Raw genomic sequence first — 20277 nt, forward strand, 5'->3', positions numbered from 1 at the left:
GTTTCGTCGGTCACACTTTGGGGCAGTCCCATGCCCATGAGCGCCGAAGACACCTCCACCGAACAGCGGTCCCCGGACGACACGCCGAATGTCGAACTCGAGCATGTGACCGAGCCCCCTGATGACGACCAGAACCTGACCGAAAAGCCGGAAGTCACCGACGAGCACAAGGAAAAGGCCAAAGAGATGGCCGAGGCCTACAAGACCGAGAACCTGCAGACCACGACGCTGCCGGGTAGCAGCGGCACTGTGTCGGGAACGTCGGTCACCAACTGGGTCGACGACGAAGACAAGGGCAAGATCGAGACCAGCGCCGACATCGGCAATGTCGAGTACCGCAACACCGAGGAGTTCAAGAAGAAGCTCGAAGGCTGATACTTCGTCGCGGCACTGCGGCTTCTTACCTAGGCTGAATTGCTGTGACACCCCTGGAGCGGATCGCACCCGCTTTCGTGGAGATGGCCCACTCGATCGTGTGGGCGTCGGTCGCGACGGTCGATGCGGACAGCAAACCGCGCACGCGCATCCTTCACCCGATCTGGCAGTGGGACGGTACCGACCTCTTCGGCTGGATCGCGACGGTGCCGAGTCCCCTCAAGCGCGCCCACCTCGCCGTCCACCCAGATGTGTCGGTGAGCTACTGGACCACCACGCACGACACCTGCAGCGCGGAGTGCCTGGTCGAGTGGTACACCGACGACGAAACCCGCCGCGATGTGTGGCAGCGGTTCGCCACGGCGCCGCCGCCCGTCGGCTACGACCCCGCGATCATCCCGTTCTGGGCTGACGGTCCCACCAGCGACCAGTTCGCGGTGATGCGGCTGGCGCCGTATCGATTGCGGGTGATGCCCGGAACGACGATGACCGTCGGCACCGGCGAGGTGCTGAACTGGCGGGCGTCATGACGGTGCGCGACGACCACGCGGTGGACGTGCGGTCGCTGCCGCCGGTTCCGCGCAACCCCCTTCCACTGCGGGAGCTCGTGAAGCTGGTCCGGCGGCTCGACACGGGCCAGGAGGTCATCCGCGACGCCGGCGGTCCGGTGACGCGCATCCAACTCGGGCCGTCCGGCGTGGTACCCGCCATCGTCGCGGTGATGTCGCCTGCTGGGATGCGGGATGTATTGGGCCGCAACGACGCCGCTACGGACCGGTGCATCATCCACGACGAGGTGCGCCGGATGGCCGGGGACAGTCTGTTCGTCCTCCCGAACGAACAGTGGCGGCCCCGCAAACGCGCGCTGCAGCCGGTGTTCACCAAGCTCAACGTCCGTACGTTCGGCGGCCACATGTCGGGTGCGGCGCAGGCATTCGTGGACCGCTGGCCCGGCGGCGGCGAGGTCGACCTCGACACAGAGTGCCGCCGTGTCGCCATGCAGTCGCTGGGCCGATCGGTGCTCGGCGTCGATCTGAACGAGCGCGGCGACACGATCGCCCGGTGCATGCACGTGGCGTCGTCCTACACGGCCGACCGCGCGTTGCGCCCGGTCCGGGCGCCGCGCTGGATGCCGACCCTGGCCCGGCGTCGGGCCCGCCGTTCCGTCGACGCGATGCGGCTGATCACCGACGAGATGGTGCAGGCGTGCCGGGTCGACCCGGACCGCGATGCGCCGCTGGTCCAGGCGTTGATCAGGGCGAGCGATCCGCAGACCGGTCGCCCCCTGACCGACGAGGAGATCTCCAATGACCTGCTGATCTTCATGCTGGCCGGCCATGACACGACGGCGACGGCGTTGACGTACGCGCTGTGGGTTCTCGGGCATCACCCGGAGATCCAGGACAGGGTGGCGGCCGAGGCCGCAGCGATCGGGGACGGGGAGCTGACTCCGGCGGACGTGTCCCGGCTGGGTTACACCGTGCAGGTGCTCCACGAGGCGGTCCGGTTGTGTCCGCCGGCGGCCGGGGTGGCCCGGGTGGCCACCCGCGACCTCGAGGTGACGGGCTACCGGGTGCCGGCGGGCAGCCTGGTGGCGCTGGGTCTGTACGCGCTGCACCACGACCCCGAGCTGTGGCCCGACCCGATGACCTTCGACCCGGATCGGTTCAGCCCGGAGAACGTCGCCGCCCGCGACCGCTGGCAGTTCCTGCCCTTCCTGGGCGGATCACGGCCCTGTATCGGCGAGCACTTCGCCCGTCTGGAGACGACGCTGGCCCTGGCCACGGTGATCCGCGCGATGACCGTGGAGTCGCTGGACGACGACTTCGCGTGCGAGGTGCCGTTCACCACGGTGGCCAAGGGGCCGATCAGGGCCCGGCTGCGTCCCCGGACGTGAGCAGCACGGCCTGCTCGAACGGGAGCACCGCGAACAGCGGCCGCATCCACCCGGTCACCGACGGCCCCGCCTCGGCCTTGCTCATGACGCGCGGGTTCATGACGGGAAATGTTCGCCCGTGTCGCTGCAGCGTGCCGCCGCCGGCGACAGTCAGGTTCTTCAACCAGTCCCGGTCGGGTCCGTAGGTCAGCAGGACCGCGACCCCGTCACGGGTCGAGAAGACGGTCAGCGGCGTGCGGTAGTGCTGCCCGGACCGCCGCCCCACGTGGCTGAGGATGCCCATCGTCGGCGCCCAGCCGGCCCACAGGCGCTGGATCGGGTTGGTGACGTGGCGATTGAATCGTGCGAGCCACTGCGGCAACTGCATAGGAGCATCATCTCCCCGGGCCGGCCACTACACCCTGTAGTTGACCGTTTTGACCCGGCTGGGACACTGGTGCCATGAGCAGTACCGACGTCTCCGCGAAGCTCTTCGCCGATGCCGCCTCGGTCATCCCCGGTGGCGTGAACTCGCCGGTGCGTGCCTTCAACTCCGTCGGGGGCACCCCGCGGTTCATCACGTCGGCCCAGGGCTGCTGGCTGACCGACGCCGACGGCAACCGATACGCCGACCTGGTGTGCTCGTGGGGCCCGATGATCCTCGGCCACGCCCACCCCGCCGTCGTCGAGGCCGTGCAACGCGCCGCTGCCGACGGGTTGTCGTTCGGGGCGCCCACGCCGTCGGAATCCGAGCTGGCGCGCGAGATCGTCGACCGCGTGGCGCCTGTGGAGCGGCTGCGGCTGGTCAACTCCGGCACCGAGGCGACGATGAGCGCGATCCGGTTGGCGCGCGGGTTCACGGGCCGGGCGAAGATCATCAAGTTCTCCGGGTGCTACCACGGCCACAGCGACGCGCTGCTCGCCGACGCCGGGTCCGGCGTCGCGACGCTCGGCCTGCCGTCCTCGCCGGGAGTGACGGGTGCGGCCGCCGCCGACACGGTCGTGCTGCCCTACAACAACGTCGCCGCGGTCGAGGACGTCTTCGCCCGCTTCGGCGACGAGATCGCCTGCGTGATCACCGAGGCGAGCCCCGGCAACATGGGCACCGTCCCGCCGCTGCCCGGCTTCAACGCCGCGCTGCGCCGTATCACCGCCGCGCACGGCGCGCTGTTGATCAGCGACGAGGTGATGACGGGGTTCCGGGTCAGCCGGTCGGGCTGGTACGGCCTCGATCCGGTCGACGCCGACCTGTTCGCCTTCGGCAAGGTCATGAGCGGCGGGTTGCCTGCGGCGGCGTTCGGCGGACGCGCCGAGGTCATGGGCCGGCTGGCCCCGCTGGGCCCGGTCTATCAGGCGGGCACGCTGTCGGGGAACCCGGTCGCGATGGCCGCGGGGCTGGCTACGTTGCGCGCTGCCGACGACGCCGTCTACGCCACGCTCGACGCGAACGCCGACCGGCTGATCGGTCTCATCGGCGCCGCGTTGACCGAAGCGGGCGTCCCGCACCAGATTCCGCGCGCCGGCAACATGTTCAGCGTGTTCTTCGGCGACGCCGATCCGATCACCGACTTCGCGTCGGCGAAGGCCACCGAGACGTGGCGGTTCCCGGCGTTCTTCCACGCACTCCTCGACGCGGGCGTGTACCCACCGCCCAGCGCTTTCGAATGCTGGTTCGTCTCAACGGCTCTCGATGACGACGCCTTCGAAGCGATCGAGAAAGCGCTGCCCGTGGCGGCCCGCGCCGCAGCTCAGGTGAGTCGCCCGTGATGAAGACCGTCGTCCACGTGATGCGCCACGGCGAGGTGCACAACCCGGAGAAGATCCTCTACGGCCGGCTACCCGACTACCACCTCTCCGAGCGGGGCCGGGCGCAGGCGCGGCGCGTCGCGGAATGGCTCGGCACCCGAGACATCACCTATGTCGTCGCCTCACCGCTGGAGCGGGCACAGGAGACCGCCGCACCGATCGCCGCCGAGCACGGCCTGCCTGTCGGCACCGACGAGGAGCTGATCGAGTCGGCCAACGTGTTCCAGGGCCAGAAGGTTTCTCCCGGTGACGGTGCGCTGCGCGATCCCCGCAATTGGTGGCACCTGCGCAATCCGCGTACCCCGTCGTGGGGGGAGCCGTACACGGAGATCGCCGCGCGGATGACCAGGGCGATGCGACGCGCGAAAGATGCCGCTGTCGGTCACGAGGCCGTCTGCGTCAGCCATCAATTGCCGGTCGAGACGCTGCGCCGAGCGATGACCGACAAAGCGCTGCACCATTTCCCGACCCGGCGTATGTGCAACCTCGCGTCGGTCACGTCGTTCTACTTCCACGACGATGCCTGCGTGGGCTGGGGGTACGCGGAGCTGGCCGGGCAGTGAAGCGCCTGGTTGCCCTGCTGATGGCGGCGGTCGTGCTCGCGGGATGCTCGACCGGCAGCGACGCCGTCGCGCAAGGGGGCAGCTTCGAGTTCGTCGCTCCTGGCGGCAAAACGGACATCGTCTACGATCCGCCCGCCGACCGCGGTACACCCGGCCCGGTGTCGGGCCCCGACCTGATGGACACGAGCAAGACGTTGTCGCTGAACGATTTCAAGGACAAAGTCGTCGTGCTCAACGTGTGGGGCCAGTGGTGCGGGCCGTGCCGCACCGAGATCACCGAGCTCGAGAAGGTGTATCTGGCGACCAAGGACCGCGGCGTCGCGTTCCTCGGAATCGATGTGCGCGACAACAACATCGACGCGGCACGTGATTTCATCGTCGACCGCGGTGTGACGTTCCCGTCCATCTACGACCCCGCGATGCGCACCCTGATCGCCTTCGGCGGGCGCTACCCGACCACGGTGATCCCGTCCACGGTGGTGCTCGACCGACAGCACAGGGTCGCCGCGGTGTTCCTGCGGGAGCTGCTGGCCAGCGACCTGCAACCGGTCGTCGAGCGGTTGGCGGCCGAGACGTGAACGTCGCCGAGATCGCCTCGAGCGGGCCGCTTCTGATCGCGATCGCGGTCAGCGTGCTGGCCGGCGTGGTGTCCTTCGCCTCGCCGTGTGTCGTACCGCTGGTGCCGGGTTATGTGTCGTATCTGGCCGCTGTCGTCGGTGTCGAGGACTCCCCGGCATCGGTGAGGGTGCGCGGGGCGCGCCTGCGGGTCGCCGGCGCGGCGGCGTTGTTCGTCGCCGGGTTCACCGCGGTGTTCCTCCTCGGGACCGTCGCGGTGCTGGGGATGACGACGACGCTGATCACCAACGAGGTTCTGCTGCAACGCCTCGGCGGGGTCGTCACGATTCTGATGGGGCTCGTGTTCGTCGGGCTGGTGCCCGCGCTGCAGCGCGACACCCGGTTCACCCCGCGGCAGATCTCCACGCTGGGCGGCGCTCCGCTGCTCGGTGCGGTGTTCGCGCTGGGGTGGACGCCGTGCCTGGGGCCGACGTTGACCGGGGTGATCGCGGTGGCCTCGGCGACCGAGGGCAGCAATGTCGCGCGCGGCGTGGTGCTGGTCATCGCCTACTGCCTGGGGCTGGGTATCCCGTTCGTGTTGCTGGCGTTCGGTTCGGCCCGAGCGGTCAGCGGGCTGGGCTGGTTGCGCCGCCACACCCGCGCCATCCAGATCTTCGGGGGCGTGCTGTTGATCCTGGTGGGCATCGCGCTGGTCACCGGCCTGTGGGGCGAGTTCGTGTCCTGGGTGCGCGACGCGTTCGTCAGCGACGTGAGGCTCCCGATCTGATGGTCACCTCCTCTGCGCGAGCAGACGCGAAGTCGGCCGATCCGGGCCCCAAAAGGCCGAGTTCGCGTCTGTTCGCGCTGATTCGCAACACCTGGCGGACGCTGACGTCCATGGGCACCGCGCTGGTGCTGCTGTTCCTGCTCGCGCTCGGCGCGATCCCGGGGGCGTTGCTGCCGCAGCGCAGCCTCAACGAGACCAAGGTCGCCGAATACCTGGCCGAGCACCCGACGATCGGGCCGTGGCTCGATCGCGTGCAGGCCTTCGACGTGTTCTCCAGCTTCTGGTTCACCGCGATCTACGTGCTGCTGTTCGTCTCGCTGGTGGGCTGTCTGACGCCGCGGCTGGGCGAACACCTGCGGAGTCTGCGCGCCGACCCGGTGGCCGCCCCGCGCAACCTGGGCCGGCTGCCCAAGCACCACACCGCGCAGGTCGACGGGGACATCACCGCGGTGGCCGACGCGATGGACCAGCAGCTGTCGGGGTGGCGGCGGTTCACGCGCAGCGAGGGCCAATCGACAGAGATCTCGGCGGAGAAGGGCTATCTGCGCGAGTTCGGGAACATCGTGTTCCACTTCTCGCTCCTTGGCCTGCTCGTCGCGGTCGCGGCCGGCAAGCTGTTCAGCTACGAGGGCAACGTCATCGTGGTCGCAGACGGCGGCCCGGGCTTCTGCTCGGCGTCGCCTGCCGCGTTCGACTCCTTCCGCGCGGGCAACACGGTCGACGGCACCTCGCTCTATCCGATCTGCATGCGCGTCAACGATTTCCGTGCCGACTACATGCCCAACGGGCAGGCCACGTCGTTCGCCGCCGACATCGAGTACCAGGCCGGTGGGGACCTGACGTCGGGCACCTGGCGGCCCTACCTGTTGAAGGTCAACGAGCCACTGCGCGTCGGCGGGGATCGCGTCTACCTCCAGGGTCATGGCTACGCACCCACGTTCAGCGTCACGTTCCCCGACGGCCAGACCCGCACGCAGACGCTGCAGTGGCGGCCCGAGGACCAGATCACGTTCCTCTCGTCGGGCGCGATGCGTTTCGATCCGCCGGGCGGGACGTACTCCGACGAGCGGGAGCGGCGCAAGAACCAGATCGCCATCCAGGGTTTGTTCGCCCCGACGGAGCAGCTCGACGGCACGCTGCTGTCCTCGCGGTTCCCGGCGCTCAACGCCCCGGCGGTCGCCGTCGACATCTACAAGGGCGACACCGGCCTGGACACCGGCCGGCCGCAGTCGTTGTTCTCGCTGGACCCACGGATGATCGACCAGGGCCGGCTGACCAAAGTCGCGCGCGTCAATCTGACCGCAGGTCAGGACACCCGGCTGCCCGACGGCACGATCGTGCGCTTCGACGGCGCGGTGCCGTTCGTCAACCTGCAGGTCTCCCACGATCCCGCCCAGGTCTGGGTGCTGGTGTTCGCGATGACGATGATGGGTGGGCTGATCGTCTCGCTGGTCGTGCGCCGTCGCCGCGTCTGGGTGCGCCTGACGTCGGGACCGGCGGGTACGGTGAACGTCGAGCTCGGCGGGCTGGCGCGCACCGACAACTCGGGCTGGGGCGACGAGTTCGAACGCCTCACCGCCACACTGCTCTCCGCTGCGGAGCGCAGCGCCGGGAGCACCACGGAGAAGGAAGCGGATCGGGCATGAACAGCACCCACATCGACATAGGGCTGGCCCGCTATTCCGACTGGGCGTTCACGTCGTCGATCGTCGTGCTCGTGGTGGCGTTGCTGCTGCTCGCCGTCGAACTGGCGTACAGCCGCGGTCGCCGGGTCGAGCACCGCGACCTCGTGGCCGCGGGGTCGGTGGCCGGGGACAGCTCGGCACCCGGGCGTGTGTTCGACGCGCCGCGGCGGCCGTTCGACGAGCGGATCGGTTCGGCGGGCCTGGCGCTGGTGTACGTCGGCATCGGGTTGCTGCTGGCCTGCATCGTGCTGCGCGGGCTGTCCACGGCGCGCGTGCCGTGGGGCAACATGTACGAGTTCATCAACCTGACCAGCTTCTGCGGTCTGGTCGCGGGTGCGGTGGTTCTGCGCAAACCGCAGTACCGGTCGCTGTGGGTGTTCGTGCTGGTGCCGGTGCTGATCCTGTTGACCGTGTCGGGCAAGTGGCTGTACTCCCACGCCGCCCCCGTGATGCCTGCGCTGCAGTCCTACTGGCTGCCCATCCACGTGTCGGTCGTCAGCCTCGGCTCCGGGGTGTTCCTGGTCGCCGGCGTGGCGAGCATTCTGTTCCTGCTGAAGATGTCCCCCCTCGGAGATGCCGGGCGCACGGATGCGCTGGGCCGCATCGTGGAGCGGCTGCCCGACGCGCAGACGCTCGACCGCATCGCCTACCGCACCACGATCTTCGCGTTCCCGATCTTCGGGTTCGGCGTGATCTTCGGCGCGATCTGGGCCGAGGAGGCGTGGGGCCGCTACTGGGGCTGGGACCCGAAGGAGACGGTGTCGTTCATCGCGTGGGTCGTCTACGCGGCGTATCTGCATGCGCGGTCGACGGCCGGCTGGCGGGACCGCAAGGCGGCATGGATCAACGTCGTGGGGTTCGTCGCGATGGTGTTCAACCTGTTCTTCATCAACCTGGTGACGGTCGGATTGCACTCCTACGCCGGGGTCGGCTGAGAAAGAGGAGAGAGCGGTTGGTGACGGACACACCGGGGAGCTTTCGCGCGCAGCACCGATTTTCCGACCCGATGGCCGAGGTGCCCGCGGAGTGGACGGCGCCGACGCCGCCCCGAGGTCTTCCGAGGGTGATGGTCGTCGATCCCGCAGTGGAACCGCCCAGCGCAGAGGTGGCCGATCCGCCGCCGTACCTCGACCTGTCGACGGTCGCGTTGTTAGGCAAGGCCCGCAAGGGTCCGACGGCGGGATGGCGGAAGTGGCTTTACCGCGGTTCCGGTGGTCTCGTGGACGCGGGGGAGAGCCCCCGCGCTCAGCGGCACGCCCAGTTGGTCGCGCAGGTTCAGACGCCACTGCGCGGCTGCTACCGGATCGCCATGCTGTCGCAGAAGGGCGGGGTGGGCAAGACGACGATCACCGCGACACTCGGCGCGACGTTCGCGAGCACTCGAGGTGACCGGGTGGTCGCGGTGGACGCGAATCCGGACCGGGGAACGTTGAGCCAGAAGGTGCCGGTGGAGACCGCCGCGACGGTGCGGCACCTGCTGCGCGACATCGAGGGCATCGACTCCTATAGCGATGTGCGGCAGTACACCTCGCAGGGCGCGAGCCGCCTGGAGGTGCTGGCATCGGAGAGTGATCCGGCGGTGTCCGAGGCGTTCAGCGCCGAAGACTACGGGCGGACGCTCGACGTACTGGAGCGGTTCTACAGCGTGGTGCTCACCGACTGCGGCACAGGGATGCTGCATTCGGCGATGTCGGCCGTGCTCGACAAGGCCGACTCGTTGGTGGTGATCAGTTCCGGTTCGGTGGACGGGTCGCGCAGCGCCTCGGCAACGCTGGACTGGCTCGAGGCGCACGGACGAGAAGATCTGGTGCGCACCTCGATCGCCGTGATCAACGGGGTGCGGCCTCGGTCTCGGCGCAGCGACAGGAAAGTCGACCTCGACAAGGTCGTCGACCACTTCACCCGGCGGTGCCGGGCGGTCTGCCAGGTGCCGTTCGATCCGCATCTGGAGGAGGGCGCCGAAGTCGACCTCGAGCGGTTGCGTCCGGCGACCTCGGAAGCGCTGTTGGAGTTAGCGGCGACTGTGGCACAAGGTTTTCCGGGCGCGCGGCAAGCGGCGCCCGGCTAGCTGATCACGACCGGGGTTTGTCGTCCCGCGGGGTGATGCGCCGCAAGAAGTCTGGATCGTCGTCGGGTCCGATGACCCGCGTGCGCGAGCGCTGGCCAGACATTCGGGCCACCCGCCAACCGACGTAGACCAGTGCGGCCAGCACGAGAATCAGGAGCAAATAGGCCACGAAGAAACCTCCTTCCTGTCAATATACGCGCCCTCGGTAGGCTCGGATCGTGTCTGACGAACGGCCCCGATCCCGTCTGCTGCTCGACGTCGCGGCGTACGTGGCAGCCCGCCTCGTTCTCGTCGTCGTGGTCACCGCGGTCATCCTCGGTATCGGCGCGCTGATCGGGCTGCGTGACTTCCCGGTGGTGGTGGCGCTGATGTTCGCGATCGTGATCGCCCTGCCACTGGGCATCTGGTTGTTCGCCCCGCTGCGTCGGCGGGCCACCGAGAGCATCGCCGTGTTCGACGAACGTCGCCGCACCGAGCGCGCGCAGCTGCAGGCCCGGCTTCGGGGCGACGATCCGTCCGGACCTGCGGCGAGCTGATTGGCCGGCCGTCCGCTCTGCGCGGAGTAGTCCTGGAAGCGATGGGTAACCGCGTCGAATGAGTGAGCGCGATCTCGTGTCCGGTCACCCAGAGCCGGGCACGCCTGGACTGGGCGACGCGCGGGGTGCTGCATCGGAGTTGTACCAGCGGTGGGTCAGGGAGTTGTGGTCGGGCAAGATCGTCGCCGCCGAGTTGGTGTCCGTTGATTTCGTGGGCCACTGGCCCACCTACGACGTGAACGGGCCGGATCAACTGCAGACGATCGTCGACGACACGCGTATGCGGCTGCGCGAGTTGCAGTACGTCATCGACGTCGGTCCGCTCGTCGATGGTGACATGGTCGCAGCACGGTGGATCGCGACCGGGGCCACCCGGTCCGGTCCGGCCCGCTTCACCGGCAACGACATCCTTCGGATCGCCGACGGCAAAATCGTGGAGTGCTGGTCGGTGACAGTGCCCGCTTAGCGGGGAGCGGCGTCGGTGAGGAGGCGCTGCAGTGCCTCGAGGGGATCGCCCTGACCGGGATCGAGACGACGTGTCTGCGGCGACTGCTCCTGCGGGCCGGCCCCCACCGGGGGTGGTGCTGCCGCGGCGGCCGGCGGCGGAGGCGGAGGAGGGGCCAGGGGTGCGACCGCACCCAGGTTCTGCAATTTGGCCGCGATGCGTGCCGCGGCGTCCTCCCTCACCGCTCGTCGATCGGCGTCGGGATCGTCGTTGCCGGTGAAGCAGTTCGGCGGGGCGTCGTCGATGACTCCCAGCGCGCTGGCATAGCGCTCGCGGGCATCGTCGAGTCGGGCCTCCCACGCGGCCACATCGCCTTGCCGTTCCCGCACGAGCTCGAGGTTCACCCGGACCGGGCATGACCGGTCGGCGGTGGTGCGGGCCAGCGACTGTGAGAACTCGCGGTCGGCATCGCCGAGACGGTCCTGCAGGACGGCGAGGGTGCCCGCGGCGAAGTGGGTGCTCGCCGGTTGGATCACGCCGAACCTCTGCAGCACTGCAACATCGTCGGCCAGCTCCCCAGTGGCACCCGAGGCATAGTTCTCCTGCGCGGAACGTCCGGAGAGGACGACCGCGATCAGCGCACCGGCGATCGCCAGAGCGAGAGCGGCGGGCAGCGCCGACAGCAGTATGAGGCGACGCCGCCGCAGCAGCCGCGCCGGTCGCGCGGCGCCGGTCACGTCAGCACCTCCCGTGCCGTCGACCGGGCTCGTCGCAGATCCCTGATCGACCAGCCGATCTCGACGAGCAGCAGGCCTGAGGCGACGAGCGTGAGCAGCCAGTAGAGCTCGTCGCGCCGCTCCCCGGCCACGCCGGCCGCGGGTGGGTAGTCGGTGGGCTCGGCCGTCGTCGGGAGCGGTTGACCGGGCGCGCGTGCCGAGAAGCCGACGCCGAGTTGCTCGGCGATTCCGCGCAGCCGCTGCTCGCCGAGAGGGTCGGAGCCGTAACCGAACACCTGACCGCCCTCGATCCGTCCCACGTCGAACTGGCCCTGGGGGGCGGTGGATTGCGGTGCGCCCGAACCGAAGTAGTAGACGAGGCTGTCGGAACCGGGGTACTGCTGGGCCGCCGAGATCAGTTGATAGCGCAGCACCGTGGCCGCAGCCGCGGCGTTGACCTGGTCGACGCTGTCACCGGGCTCCGGGTCCAGCGCGGCGACGACGGGACGCAGACTCCAGGTGTCCGCCGACAGCGGCCAGTCGACGGCGGGTCGGGCGGCGAACGAGATCAGCGCGAACCGCGCGTCGGGGTGGGCGTCGGTAACAGCCCGGATGTCGTCACGGATGCCCGACATGCGGGGTCGGCCATCGACGTCCGGGAGGGCCGAATCGGCGGAGCGGTCGACGACGAGGTAGATGTTCTCGCCTCCTCGCGCGGACGAGGCCGTGCGCACCTCGGCGCGCAGGCCGCTCGCCGGGCGCGCGGCAGCCAGCAGGAGCAGTGCCACGGCCAGCGTCATGGCGCACCACCGCAGCGGGGCCCACCCTCCGGCCTTCAGCGCCGGCCACGCCGACAGCCCGCGCAGGAGTAGCAGCACGGCGGCGACTGCGGCCAGGACCAGGGGTGGCAGTACGGGTTCGAAGGTCATCGCCGCACCGCCATCAAAGAGACGCCGAGCAGCCCGGCCAGCGCGAGGCCGGCGACGAGGACCACGGTCGGGGAGTCGCGTCGCTGGTCGGCCTCGCCCGGGGCGCCGGCGCGGATGGCGTCGAGCTCGCCGTCGAGGGTGGCCGTGTCGAACCGGACGAACGAGCCGCCGCTGGATCGGGCGATGTCGGCGAGGTCATCGGTCTGATGCCCCGCGGTGGCGACCGCGTTGATCTCGATGTCACCTCGGCGGGCCATGTCGATCACCTGCTCGTCGGTGAACAACGACGGTCTGTCATCGCCGGGTGCTCGCAACGATCCCGGCCCGAGGTAGATCAGCGAGCGACGGGTGTCGCCCGGCGCCTCGAATCCGGGGAATCCGGTCAGGCACAGCGACAAAACGTCGGCGACGGTCGGTGCGTAGTCGGCGTAGTCGACTGCGCCGGTGAAGGATTCCAGCCGTGGTGTGTCCTGCACCCGGCCGGCTTCGGCGTACTCGCCGAATCTGCCTGCGGCGTATTGGTAGTCGCGGGTCAGGGGAACGAGCCGGCGGTCGGTGGAGGTGAGTCCGATGCGCTGGGTGCCGAAGGTCAACGTCTGGCGCGCGAAGTACCCGAGGAATTGTCCGGTCGCCGGATCGGTGGCGGGTTGGCCGACACAGAGCATGATGTCGTCGCGCGGTCCGGTGCCGGCGTCGACCGGAGCGGTCGGTCGGGCGGTCGCCAGGATCGCGATTGCGAACAGGAGGACGAGGAGCGCCACGGCGATCGCCGTCGCCCTGGTCTGCCGCCGCACCACGGCCCGGTACTCGGGGAGCCGCGTGAGACGGACGGTGTGCGCCAAGGGTTCTCGTCGTTGCGCCGCCTTCGGGGTCGGGAGCAGCAGTGCGGCGGCGACGACGAGGGCCAACGTGACCGCCCCGATGACGGGCACGGCCCACCAGGTCAGACCCATGAGCGGATCACACCCTCGGTGTCGGCCCCGAGCGTGTCGATGTCGGCTGTGGGGGCGACGCTGAACTGCGCGTCACCGAGCGCTGCGAGGACCGGCGCTGCCGCCGCGAGATCGCTTGCGGCGATGTCTTTGAGCTGCATGTACTGGACGCGCCGGCCGGTGGCCTGGTGCAGGAAGCTGCGCAGCGTCCGGCTCAGCGCGGTACTGGCGGCGACGTCGGTGAGCTCACCCGCCCGGTGCTGGCGCAGGATGGTTCGGACACGTCCTGCGAACCGCCTCCGCAGCAGACGTGCGTGGGCGTCTCGCATCACGGGCATCGTGCGCAGTCGCCGCGACGGCAGGGTTGCCACGACAATGGCTGCATACCAGCCCAATACGGCCACGATCAGCGCCACGGCCAGCAGGAGCCACCACAGTGAGTAGCCGGGCGGTCCGCTGACGAAGCGTAGAAGGTCATCCGGCACGGGAAGGCATCCTGGTCAGTTGGGCTATGCGCTGCCGCAACTCGGCACTGCTCGGCACGATCGCGTGGGCGATCCCGTGTTCGGCCAGCATCTGCGAAAGGCGTTGCCGGCGGCGATGTTCGGCACGCTCGTAGGCCGCAACCACACGGGGGTCGGCAGCGGCCGTTGCGAGGACGGGTCGACCGGTCCCCACGTCGTAGCCGCCGTTGCGGCCCACCTCTGTCGGTGAGCGGTCGGCGACCATGGCCCAGAGCAGGTCGTGCCGGGCGGCCAGGCGGCCGACAACGTCGGTGAGCCGGTCGTCGACGTCGGGTTCGTCGGAAACGACGACGATCAGCATCGGATGTCGATAATGTGTTGCCACGTACTGCAATTGGCATCCGATATCGCTTTCCGCGCGGTCACTGCCGGCGTCGTGGAAGCGGTGCAGCATGCTCTCGATGTGCGTCTCACCGCGGCGCATCCGGATGTTCACGCTGCCGCGGGCGTCGCCGAACACCATGCCGATCTCGTCGGAACGGCCCAGAGTGATCAGCCCGATCGCGCCGACGATGAGCCCGGCGATGTCGCTCTTGGCTTCTCCGCTCGGGGTGCGGGCGGTCATGTCGCGGCCGGTGTCGACCACGAGCAGCACCTTGTGATGCTTCTCGGAGACGAAGCGCTTGATCAGGACGTCGCCGGAGCGCGCCGATGCCTTCCAGTCGATGTCCCGGACGTCGTCACCCGGAACGTAAGGCCGCAGTTCGTCGAATTCCAGGGTTCGGGTGTGCAGCAGTGCGTGGCGACCTCCGTCGAGCATGCCGCGGGTGTCGCCGCCGAACAGCGACCGGACCCTGTTGAGATACTTGCCCACGGCCGCCCCGCTAGGGCACCCGCACCGCGGCCAGCGCCGCGTCGATCACGCGGCCGGGCGTCACGCCCGTGCTGGCCGCTTCGAAGCTCAGGATCAACCGGTGCTGCAGGACGCGGTGCGCCAGATCGGCGATGTCGCCGGGCAGGACATGGGTGCGTCCGGACAGCAGCGCCAACGAACGCGCCGCGGTGCACAGCGCGATGGTGGCGCGCGGGCTCGCGCCGTACTCGACGACGCGGGCCACATGCGAGGGCAGGTATTTCTCGGCGTCGCGGGTGACGCCCACCAGGCGGCTCGCGTAGAGCATCAGATCCCGGCTCAGGTAGATCTCGCCCGCGAAGCGCTGGACTGCTCGGATGTCGTCGAGCGTGGCGACGGGACGGGTGCGGTGTCCGCGGTCGTAGAGCCCGGTGTCACGGCGGATCAACACCTCGACCTCTTCTTCGGGCGAGGGATAGCGGACGATCTCCTTGATCAGGAACCGGTCGGTCTGCGCCTCCGAGAGCGCGTAGGTGCCTTCCTGGTCGACGGGGTTCTGGGTGGCGATGACCAGGAACGGTTCGTCGATCGGATACACCGTGCCGGCGATGGTGGTCTGTCTCTCCTCCATCGCCTCCAGCATCGCGCTCTGGGTCTTGGCGCTGGAACGGTTGATCTCGTCGAGCAGCACCACGTTGGCGTGGACGGGACCGAGTTGGGTGACGAATGCCGCCCCACCCCGAGCCGACGCGTCGTAGATCTGGGTGCCGATGATGTCGCTGGGCAGCAGGTCGGGGGTGCATTGGATGCGGCGGAACTGCCCGTCGATCGATTCGGCGATGACACGGGCCGCGGTCGTCTTGGCCAGCCCGGGCACGCTCTCGAGGAGCACGTGGCCGCCCGTCAGCAACCCGATCAGCAGGGATTCCCGGAGGTGTTCCTGGCCGACCACCTTGGCGGAGAACGCCGCCGACAGCGCCGACACGACTCGCTGGGCCTCGGATTCGCGCGGAACGGGGGCAGCAGTCATCCCGCCGTGTGTACCACGGCCATGGAGGGGGCAAACCGGACCGGACGCTGGGCAGCCCCTTTATCCTGGTGAACGTGCCCGAGGGGGTCTCTGCACACTTCACCGAGGACGGCGTGGCGGCGATCGCCGCGGCGACCGATGCCGCCCGCGCGCACAACGCCGCGGAGATCACCAGCGAGCACCTGTTGGCCGGGCTGCTGCGCCACGCTGACGGTGAACTCGCGGCGTTGCTAGCGCCCTACGGATTGACCGCCGACACCGCGACCCGCCGCATCCTCCCGGGTCGGCCCGGGGACCCCGTCGTCGACGCACCGGTCTTCTCGCGCCGCGCCAAACAAGTCCTCCGGATCGCGCGTTCGCATCACGGTGGCCGCGTCAGCTGTGCGGGGATCTTCCTGGCGCTGATGCTGCGCCGCGACAGCACGGTGCTCGCCTACCTCCGCGACAACGCAGAGTTCGAGAGGCTGACCCTGCGGGTGTGGGAGCTGACCTCGCGTTAGCCGAACGCGAGTGCGGCGGCCACCAGGATCGCCCACACCAGCATCGTCAGACCGGTGTCGCGCAGCACGGGGATCAGGTCCCGGCCGCCCAGTCCGGCACGCACGGGCCGGGACGCGCGCACGGCCAGCGGAGTCGCGAGGAACCCAGCCCCGCACGCCGGTGTCGCGATGAAACACAGCACCAGCGTGAGCACGATCCAGACCATCAGCAGCGCCTGGTACAGCACCCGCGTCCGGGCGTCGCCGAGGCGGACCGCGAGGGTGATCTTGCCGGTCTGTGAGTCCGTCGGGATGTCGCGCAGGTTGTTGGCCACCAGAACGGCTGAGGACAGACACCCCATCGCGACGGCCGCCGCGGCGCCTACCCAGTCGACCCGCAGCGCCTGCGTGAACTGGGTGCCCAGCACAGCGACCAGTCCGAAGAACACGAACACCGCTATCTCGCCGAAACCGAGATAGCCGTACGGCTTGGACCCTCCGGTGTAGAGCCACGCGCCGGCGATGCAGACCGCTCCGACCGCGATCAGCCACGGCGCGGAGAACCACGCCAGCGCCAGCCCGGCGATCGCCCCCACGGCCAGGCTGACCATGGCGGCGAGCAGGACCGTGCGCGGCGCCGCGAGCTTGGAGCCGACCAGCCGCAGCGGGCCTGCCCGTACGTCGTCGGTGCCGCGGATGCCGTCGGAGTAGTCGTTGGCGTAGTTGACCCCGACGATCATCCCGACCGCGACGAGCAACGCCAGCAACGCTTTCCACCACGACGCCGCGTCCAGCCATGCGGCGGCGCCGGTACCGGCGATCACGGGTGCGACGGCGTTGGGCAGAGTCCGCGGACGTGCCCCTTCCACCCATTGCCCGAATGTCGCCACGAGGTCAGTCTTGCAGGTGCGGGCCGTGGCAGACTGAGCGCATGGACGACCGACTCAGCAAGGGCGAGATCAGCAAGGACGTGGTGCAGGAGATCGTCGGTGCTGGCGCGACGGCAGTCGGCGAGGTCGCCTCGATCATCACCACCGCGGTCCGCGATGTCGCGAACGCGATCGGCGGTTTCGCGACGGACGTCTTCGAGATCCGCGACGGTGCGCGCCGCGCGGCGCAGCACCATCTCGACACCGACGTCGACGTCGACGCCGACGAGCAGTAGCGCCGACACCCCAGACCGTCGCGCGAGTGGTGGTGCGCGCGTAGGAATCTCGTTGGAAGCGTGTGTTGACGACACGCACCGTGCCCCAGTCGAGGTCGGGGTGTCCGATCACCCGGCTGGGGATCTCGCCCAGGACCGTCGACCCGGTCAGGCCGGCGAACGTCCCGCCGACGGCGGGGTCACGGTCTTCGGTGAGCCACGGGCGCGGAGACTCGATGACGGTCCGGGGCGTCTGCGCCAGACCGCCGGCAATCGTGGGGATGTTGTGCACGCACAGGAACAGGAACGCCAGCGGCCAGCTGATCAGCACGGGACCGTTCGCCGCGAGGAACGCGGTGAGGGGGATCGTCGAGCGCAGACGCGGCCCGGTGAAGGCCAACCAGCCCAGCTCGTCGGTCCGGCCGTCCACCGCGCGCACGCGGACCCGGTCCGCCCCCGCAGGCACCACGGCGGCGTCGACACCGATCGAGCGCCACAGTGGTTGGGTCGGCACTTCGTCAGAAGCGGGCCGGTCCACCGGTGTGCTGCTGCCCAGTGCCGCGACAGCGCCGCCGTCGGCCCGGCCGAATTCCAGGGTCAGTGCGTTGCCGCCCGAGGTGCGTCCTGAAACCGACAGAGCAACACCGAGATTCGGCGCAAGTGCGGGTAGGGAGAACCATTCGGTGGTGATCGAGCCGGTGGCTGACGGGCCCGGAGTGCGGCTGCCCCACAGGTAGGTCGACGTACCGGTGCCTGGCGGATCCGGTGGCGGTGCGCCGGGAGCGTAGCCCCCGCCGGCAACGAAACCGTCGGAGCGGGAGGCTGATTCGGCCGCCGTCAACACCTCGCCGTCCGGTAGCAACTCGATGTCGTCGGCCAGTCCGCACACGCGCGTCGAGGCGAGCCGGTGCAGGTTGACCATCGCCAGCGATCCCGCCGATCGCCGCAGGGGAGCTGCGGCGAAGGAGCCGAGTAGCAGCACCACCACGGTGCCGAACGACACCACGGTCAGCACCGCCGGCGCCGCGGTGAGAAGGGCGGTGAGCTGCGCTCGGGCCGCGACGAGCGCGGCCGCGCCTGCCGCGAGCAGCGCGGCCCACAGCAGCGGGTTGTCCAGCGCCACACCCGCGGGACGTATCGGCGACGACGCCCACGGCACGTCGTAGAGCGCGGGCAGCCACCACGCGGAGGGGCCGGAGAACGCCAGCGCCGCCGCCGCAGCCAGCAGCGCCGAGCCGACCACCCCGGCTCCGGCCAGCACTCGGTCAGCGGTGCGCGCCCGCCGCGTCACCAGCACCGTCGTCACCGTCAGGAAAGCGGCGAACACCCCGGCGCCGGCCCCGAAGTGGTACGACCACTTCGACGGGCCGGTCGCGAACAACGCGAGCATCACCACGACGACCGCCGCCAGGCGCAGCGCGGCCGCGCCCACGCGGTCCCGGCGCAGCAGCGCCGCCGTGGCGGCGATCGGCAGCAGCGCGATCGTGACGAGGATCGGTAGCCGTTTGGCCATACTGCCCTGCTGGTCGGCCTGTAGGAGGTAGCGGTACCGCGTCGGCTCGTCGTACCACGGCAGCGACGGACCGAACGTGTTGTGCCACCGCGTGGCGGTGACCAGCGCGTCCCAGGTCTGGTCGGCGAAGATCACGGTGAGCGTGACGGCGCCGACGCTGCACACCGATGCGAGGATGGCCGCGAGCTGCAGCCGGCTGGACGCGTGCGTGGCGGCACGAAGTCGGTCGGCGAAGACCAGGATCGGGGCGGCGACGAGCACGCCGGTGGGGCTGATCGGGACCGTCAGCGCGACGACGAGCGCAAGCAGTGCCAACCCGGCCGGACCACGCGTCCGCCAGGCGAGCGCGAGCGCCGCGGTGGCCCCGAGCGCCACGAAAGACTCCGGGCGTGTGCCGAGGTTGAACGGCAGCCACGTGACGAGCAGGCAGAGCGCGGCCAGCAGCCGCACGCGGCCGGTGTGACGCGGCAAGGCCGCGCCGAGGACGCCGCGACTGAGCACGAACCAGGTGGCCATCGCCAGGAGGGTGCTGGGGACGCGCAGCCACAGCGGGGCGAGGCTGATCCGGGTCAGCGGGGCGAGCATCTCCTGACTCAGTGCGAACGGGACTTCCGCCGCGTTCCACCAGCGGTAGTAGTTGCCGGGGTCGCCCGTCGCGGCGACGGTCCGGGCGATCGTCGTGGCCCAGCCGTCGTCGACCGCGAGCGGGCCGATGACGGCCCACCCGCACAGGATGGTGAGTACCGCGGCGTCGATCCACCACAGCCGGGGCCACCGAAGGCGGGGCCGCCGGACACGACCACGCAGCAGCAGCGTGAGCGCCGTAGCGGCGCAGAGCAGCTGCACCGCGACGAGCACCGCCTTGGCCGTCGTCGGCGTCGTACCGAACGGGCCTCCGATCACGGCCGTCACCGACAGTCCGACCGTGAGGGACGGGTCGAGGTCGGTGCGCAGCTCGAACACCTCGGGCACGAGCTGGTCGGCGAGGTAGGTGACGCGTCCGTCTGCCTGCAGTACCGAGATCCCCGAAGGACCCGCCTCGACGCTGACCCGGCAGTCCGCCGGATCCGGGGGAACCGGAATCGTCTCGGCCCTCTCGCCGATCCGAAACACCACGCTGCCGGGGCTGCCGGTCACCGTCAGCCCGCCGTCTCCTGTGCTCAGGACGGTGACTGTCGCCGGCTGTGCAGCGGCCGCGCGCAACACCGGACACGGCAGCGTGGCTGTGAGGTTCATCGGGCGGTAGGGCACCGTCAGCACGGTGCTCGAGACCGCTGGCCCGCCCGGGGCGGGCCAGGCCAGCGTCGTCGTCTGCGCGACGACGGGGGCGAACGGGAGAGTGAGGGCGCTCGCCACCCCGGCGATGCCGACGAGGATGGCGATCCAGGTCCAGGGTCTCGACATGTGGGGCCGCATAGCGTTGCGGTCAGCCTGCACGGTGTGGGTGCTCGTCCCACCGGCCCATCCCGGGACGTCACAGCAACGTCATGGACGGTGGGTCGGACCGATGCACCACAATGG

At 69.8% G+C, this 20277-nt stretch carries 23 protein-coding genes and 1 pseudogene; 14 read left to right on the forward strand and 10 right to left on the reverse strand.

Going from position 1 to position 20277, the window contains the following annotated elements:
- The first annotated feature begins 36 nt into the window (after positions 1-36).
- The 3 genes from ACZYYX_RS07215 (at position 37) to ACZYYX_RS07225 (ending at position 2272) form a co-directional block, all read left to right on the forward strand.
- Positions 37-375, forward strand: coding sequence for a hypothetical protein (locus ACZYYX_RS07215; protein ID WP_463813740.1), 339 nt, complete (start codon positions 37-39; stop codon positions 373-375).
- Positions 376-458: 83 nt separating this feature from the next.
- Positions 459-905, forward strand: coding sequence for a pyridoxamine 5'-phosphate oxidase family protein (locus ACZYYX_RS07220; protein ID WP_463814839.1), 447 nt, complete (start codon positions 459-461; stop codon positions 903-905).
- Entirely contained in the window at positions 902-2272 is a 1371-nt protein-coding gene (locus ACZYYX_RS07225; protein ID WP_463813741.1) for a cytochrome P450, read from the forward strand. Before ACZYYX_RS07220 ends, ACZYYX_RS07225 begins: the two co-directional genes overlap by 4 nt.
- Here ACZYYX_RS07225 and ACZYYX_RS07230 read toward each other — a convergent pair.
- Positions 2244-2639: a nitroreductase family deazaflavin-dependent oxidoreductase gene (locus ACZYYX_RS07230; protein WP_463813742.1), complete on the reverse strand. Its 396-nt coding sequence runs from the start codon at positions 2637-2639 to the stop codon at positions 2244-2246. The genes ACZYYX_RS07225 and ACZYYX_RS07230 overlap by 29 nt on opposite strands.
- A 74-nt stretch (positions 2640-2713) precedes the next feature.
- Here ACZYYX_RS07230 and hemL point away from each other — a divergent pair, with 74 nt between their 5' ends.
- The 7 genes from hemL to ACZYYX_RS07265 all read left to right on the forward strand — a co-directional run bounded on the left by hemL (position 2714) and on the right by ACZYYX_RS07265 (position 9715).
- The gene (gene hemL, locus ACZYYX_RS07235) at positions 2714-4018 is read left to right on the forward strand and encodes a glutamate-1-semialdehyde 2,1-aminomutase (protein ID WP_463813743.1); all 1305 of its coding nucleotides are present in this window, start codon (positions 2714-2716) and stop codon (positions 4016-4018) included.
- A complete protein-coding gene (locus ACZYYX_RS07240; protein ID WP_463813744.1) occupies positions 4018-4620 on the forward strand; it encodes a histidine phosphatase family protein in 603 nt (200 codons plus the stop codon). The genes hemL and ACZYYX_RS07240 overlap by 1 nt, the downstream gene beginning before the upstream one ends.
- Positions 4617-5198 (forward strand): TlpA disulfide reductase family protein, encoded by a 582-nt coding sequence (locus ACZYYX_RS07245; protein ID WP_463813745.1) that lies wholly within the window; start codon positions 4617-4619, stop codon positions 5196-5198. The genes ACZYYX_RS07240 and ACZYYX_RS07245 overlap by 4 nt, the downstream gene beginning before the upstream one ends.
- Positions 5195-5962 carry a cytochrome c biogenesis CcdA family protein gene (locus ACZYYX_RS07250; protein ID WP_463813746.1) on the forward strand — a complete coding sequence of 256 codons (768 nt, stop codon included), beginning with the start codon at positions 5195-5197 and terminating at the stop codon, positions 5960-5962. Before ACZYYX_RS07245 ends, ACZYYX_RS07250 begins: the two co-directional genes overlap by 4 nt.
- 110 nt (positions 5963-6072) lie before the next feature.
- Positions 6073-7608 (forward strand): cytochrome c biogenesis protein ResB, encoded by a 1536-nt coding sequence (resB, locus tag ACZYYX_RS07255; protein ID WP_463813747.1) that lies wholly within the window; start codon positions 6073-6075, stop codon positions 7606-7608.
- The gene (ccsB, locus tag ACZYYX_RS07260) at positions 7605-8582 is read left to right on the forward strand and encodes a c-type cytochrome biogenesis protein CcsB (RefSeq protein WP_463813748.1); all 978 of its coding nucleotides are present in this window, start codon (positions 7605-7607) and stop codon (positions 8580-8582) included. The genes resB and ccsB overlap by 4 nt, the downstream gene beginning before the upstream one ends.
- Positions 8583-8653: 71 nt before the next feature.
- Positions 8654-9715, forward strand: a complete 1062-nt coding sequence (locus tag ACZYYX_RS07265; protein WP_463814840.1) for a MinD/ParA family ATP-binding protein — start codon at positions 8654-8656, stop codon at positions 9713-9715.
- A gap of 4 nt (positions 9716-9719) precedes the next feature.
- Here ACZYYX_RS07265 and ACZYYX_RS07270 read toward each other — a convergent pair whose 3' ends face one another.
- Positions 9720-9884 carry a hypothetical protein gene (locus tag ACZYYX_RS07270; protein WP_335333415.1) on the reverse strand — a complete coding sequence of 55 codons (165 nt, stop codon included), beginning with the start codon at positions 9882-9884 and terminating at the stop codon, positions 9720-9722.
- A gap of 49 nt (positions 9885-9933) precedes the next feature.
- On the opposite strand from ACZYYX_RS07270, the gene ACZYYX_RS07275 reads away from it, so the two are divergent.
- Both ACZYYX_RS07275 and ACZYYX_RS07280 read left to right on the forward strand, forming a co-directional pair.
- Entirely contained in the window at positions 9934-10251 is a 318-nt protein-coding gene (locus ACZYYX_RS07275; RefSeq protein ID WP_463813749.1) for a DUF4229 domain-containing protein, read from the forward strand.
- Between the two features lie 58 nt (positions 10252-10309).
- Positions 10310-10717: an ester cyclase gene (locus tag ACZYYX_RS07280; RefSeq protein WP_463813750.1), complete on the forward strand. Its 408-nt coding sequence runs from the start codon at positions 10310-10312 to the stop codon at positions 10715-10717.
- Here ACZYYX_RS07280 and ACZYYX_RS07285 read toward each other — a convergent pair.
- The 6 genes from ACZYYX_RS07285 to ACZYYX_RS07310 are packed head-to-tail and all read right to left on the reverse strand — an operon-like array spanning position 10714 to position 15620.
- Positions 10714-11433, reverse strand: a complete 720-nt coding sequence (locus ACZYYX_RS07285; RefSeq protein ID WP_463813751.1) for a hypothetical protein — start codon at positions 11431-11433, stop codon at positions 10714-10716. The genes ACZYYX_RS07280 and ACZYYX_RS07285 overlap by 4 nt on opposite strands.
- Positions 11430-12341: a vWA domain-containing protein gene (locus ACZYYX_RS07290; RefSeq protein ID WP_463813752.1), complete on the reverse strand. Its 912-nt coding sequence runs from the start codon at positions 12339-12341 to the stop codon at positions 11430-11432. The genes ACZYYX_RS07285 and ACZYYX_RS07290 overlap by 4 nt, the downstream gene beginning before the upstream one ends.
- Positions 12338-13294 (reverse strand): hypothetical protein, encoded by a 957-nt coding sequence (locus ACZYYX_RS07295; protein WP_463813753.1) that lies wholly within the window; start codon positions 13292-13294, stop codon positions 12338-12340. Before ACZYYX_RS07295 ends, ACZYYX_RS07290 begins: the two co-directional genes overlap by 4 nt.
- A complete protein-coding gene (locus ACZYYX_RS07300) occupies positions 13285-13758 on the reverse strand; it encodes a hypothetical protein (protein WP_463813754.1) in 474 nt (157 codons plus the stop codon). The genes ACZYYX_RS07295 and ACZYYX_RS07300 overlap by 10 nt, the downstream gene beginning before the upstream one ends.
- Positions 13748-14611, reverse strand: a complete 864-nt coding sequence (locus ACZYYX_RS07305; RefSeq protein ID WP_463813755.1) for a DUF58 domain-containing protein — start codon at positions 14609-14611, stop codon at positions 13748-13750. Before ACZYYX_RS07305 ends, ACZYYX_RS07300 begins: the two co-directional genes overlap by 11 nt.
- 10 nt (positions 14612-14621) lie before the next feature.
- Positions 14622-15620 (reverse strand): AAA family ATPase, encoded by a 999-nt coding sequence (locus ACZYYX_RS07310; RefSeq protein WP_463813756.1) that lies wholly within the window; start codon positions 15618-15620, stop codon positions 14622-14624.
- A 74-nt stretch (positions 15621-15694) separates the two neighbouring features.
- Between ACZYYX_RS07310 and ACZYYX_RS07315 the strand changes: the two genes are divergently transcribed.
- On the forward strand, positions 15695-16120 hold the full coding sequence (locus tag ACZYYX_RS07315; protein ID WP_463813757.1) for a Clp protease N-terminal domain-containing protein: 426 nt from the start codon (positions 15695-15697) through the stop codon (positions 16118-16120).
- Here ACZYYX_RS07315 and ACZYYX_RS07320 read toward each other — a convergent pair.
- Positions 16117-16989 carry a 1,4-dihydroxy-2-naphthoate polyprenyltransferase gene (locus tag ACZYYX_RS07320; protein ID WP_463813758.1) on the reverse strand — a complete coding sequence of 291 codons (873 nt, stop codon included), beginning with the start codon at positions 16987-16989 and terminating at the stop codon, positions 16117-16119. The genes ACZYYX_RS07315 and ACZYYX_RS07320 overlap by 4 nt on opposite strands.
- A 41-nt stretch (positions 16990-17030) precedes the next feature.
- Between ACZYYX_RS07320 and ACZYYX_RS07325 the strand changes: the two genes are divergently transcribed.
- The gene (locus tag ACZYYX_RS07325) at positions 17031-17264 is read left to right on the forward strand and encodes a hypothetical protein (protein WP_463813759.1); all 234 of its coding nucleotides are present in this window, start codon (positions 17031-17033) and stop codon (positions 17262-17264) included.
- Between the two features lie 13 nt (positions 17265-17277).
- On the opposite strand, the pseudogene ACZYYX_RS07330 reads toward ACZYYX_RS07325, so the two are convergent.
- Positions 17278-20172 (reverse strand): annotated as a pseudogene (locus ACZYYX_RS07330) (arabinosyltransferase domain-containing protein); the annotation flags it as partial.
- Positions 20173-20277 lie beyond the last annotated feature (105 nt).

Source organism: Mycobacterium sp. IDUB_1, from assembly GCF_055419625.1.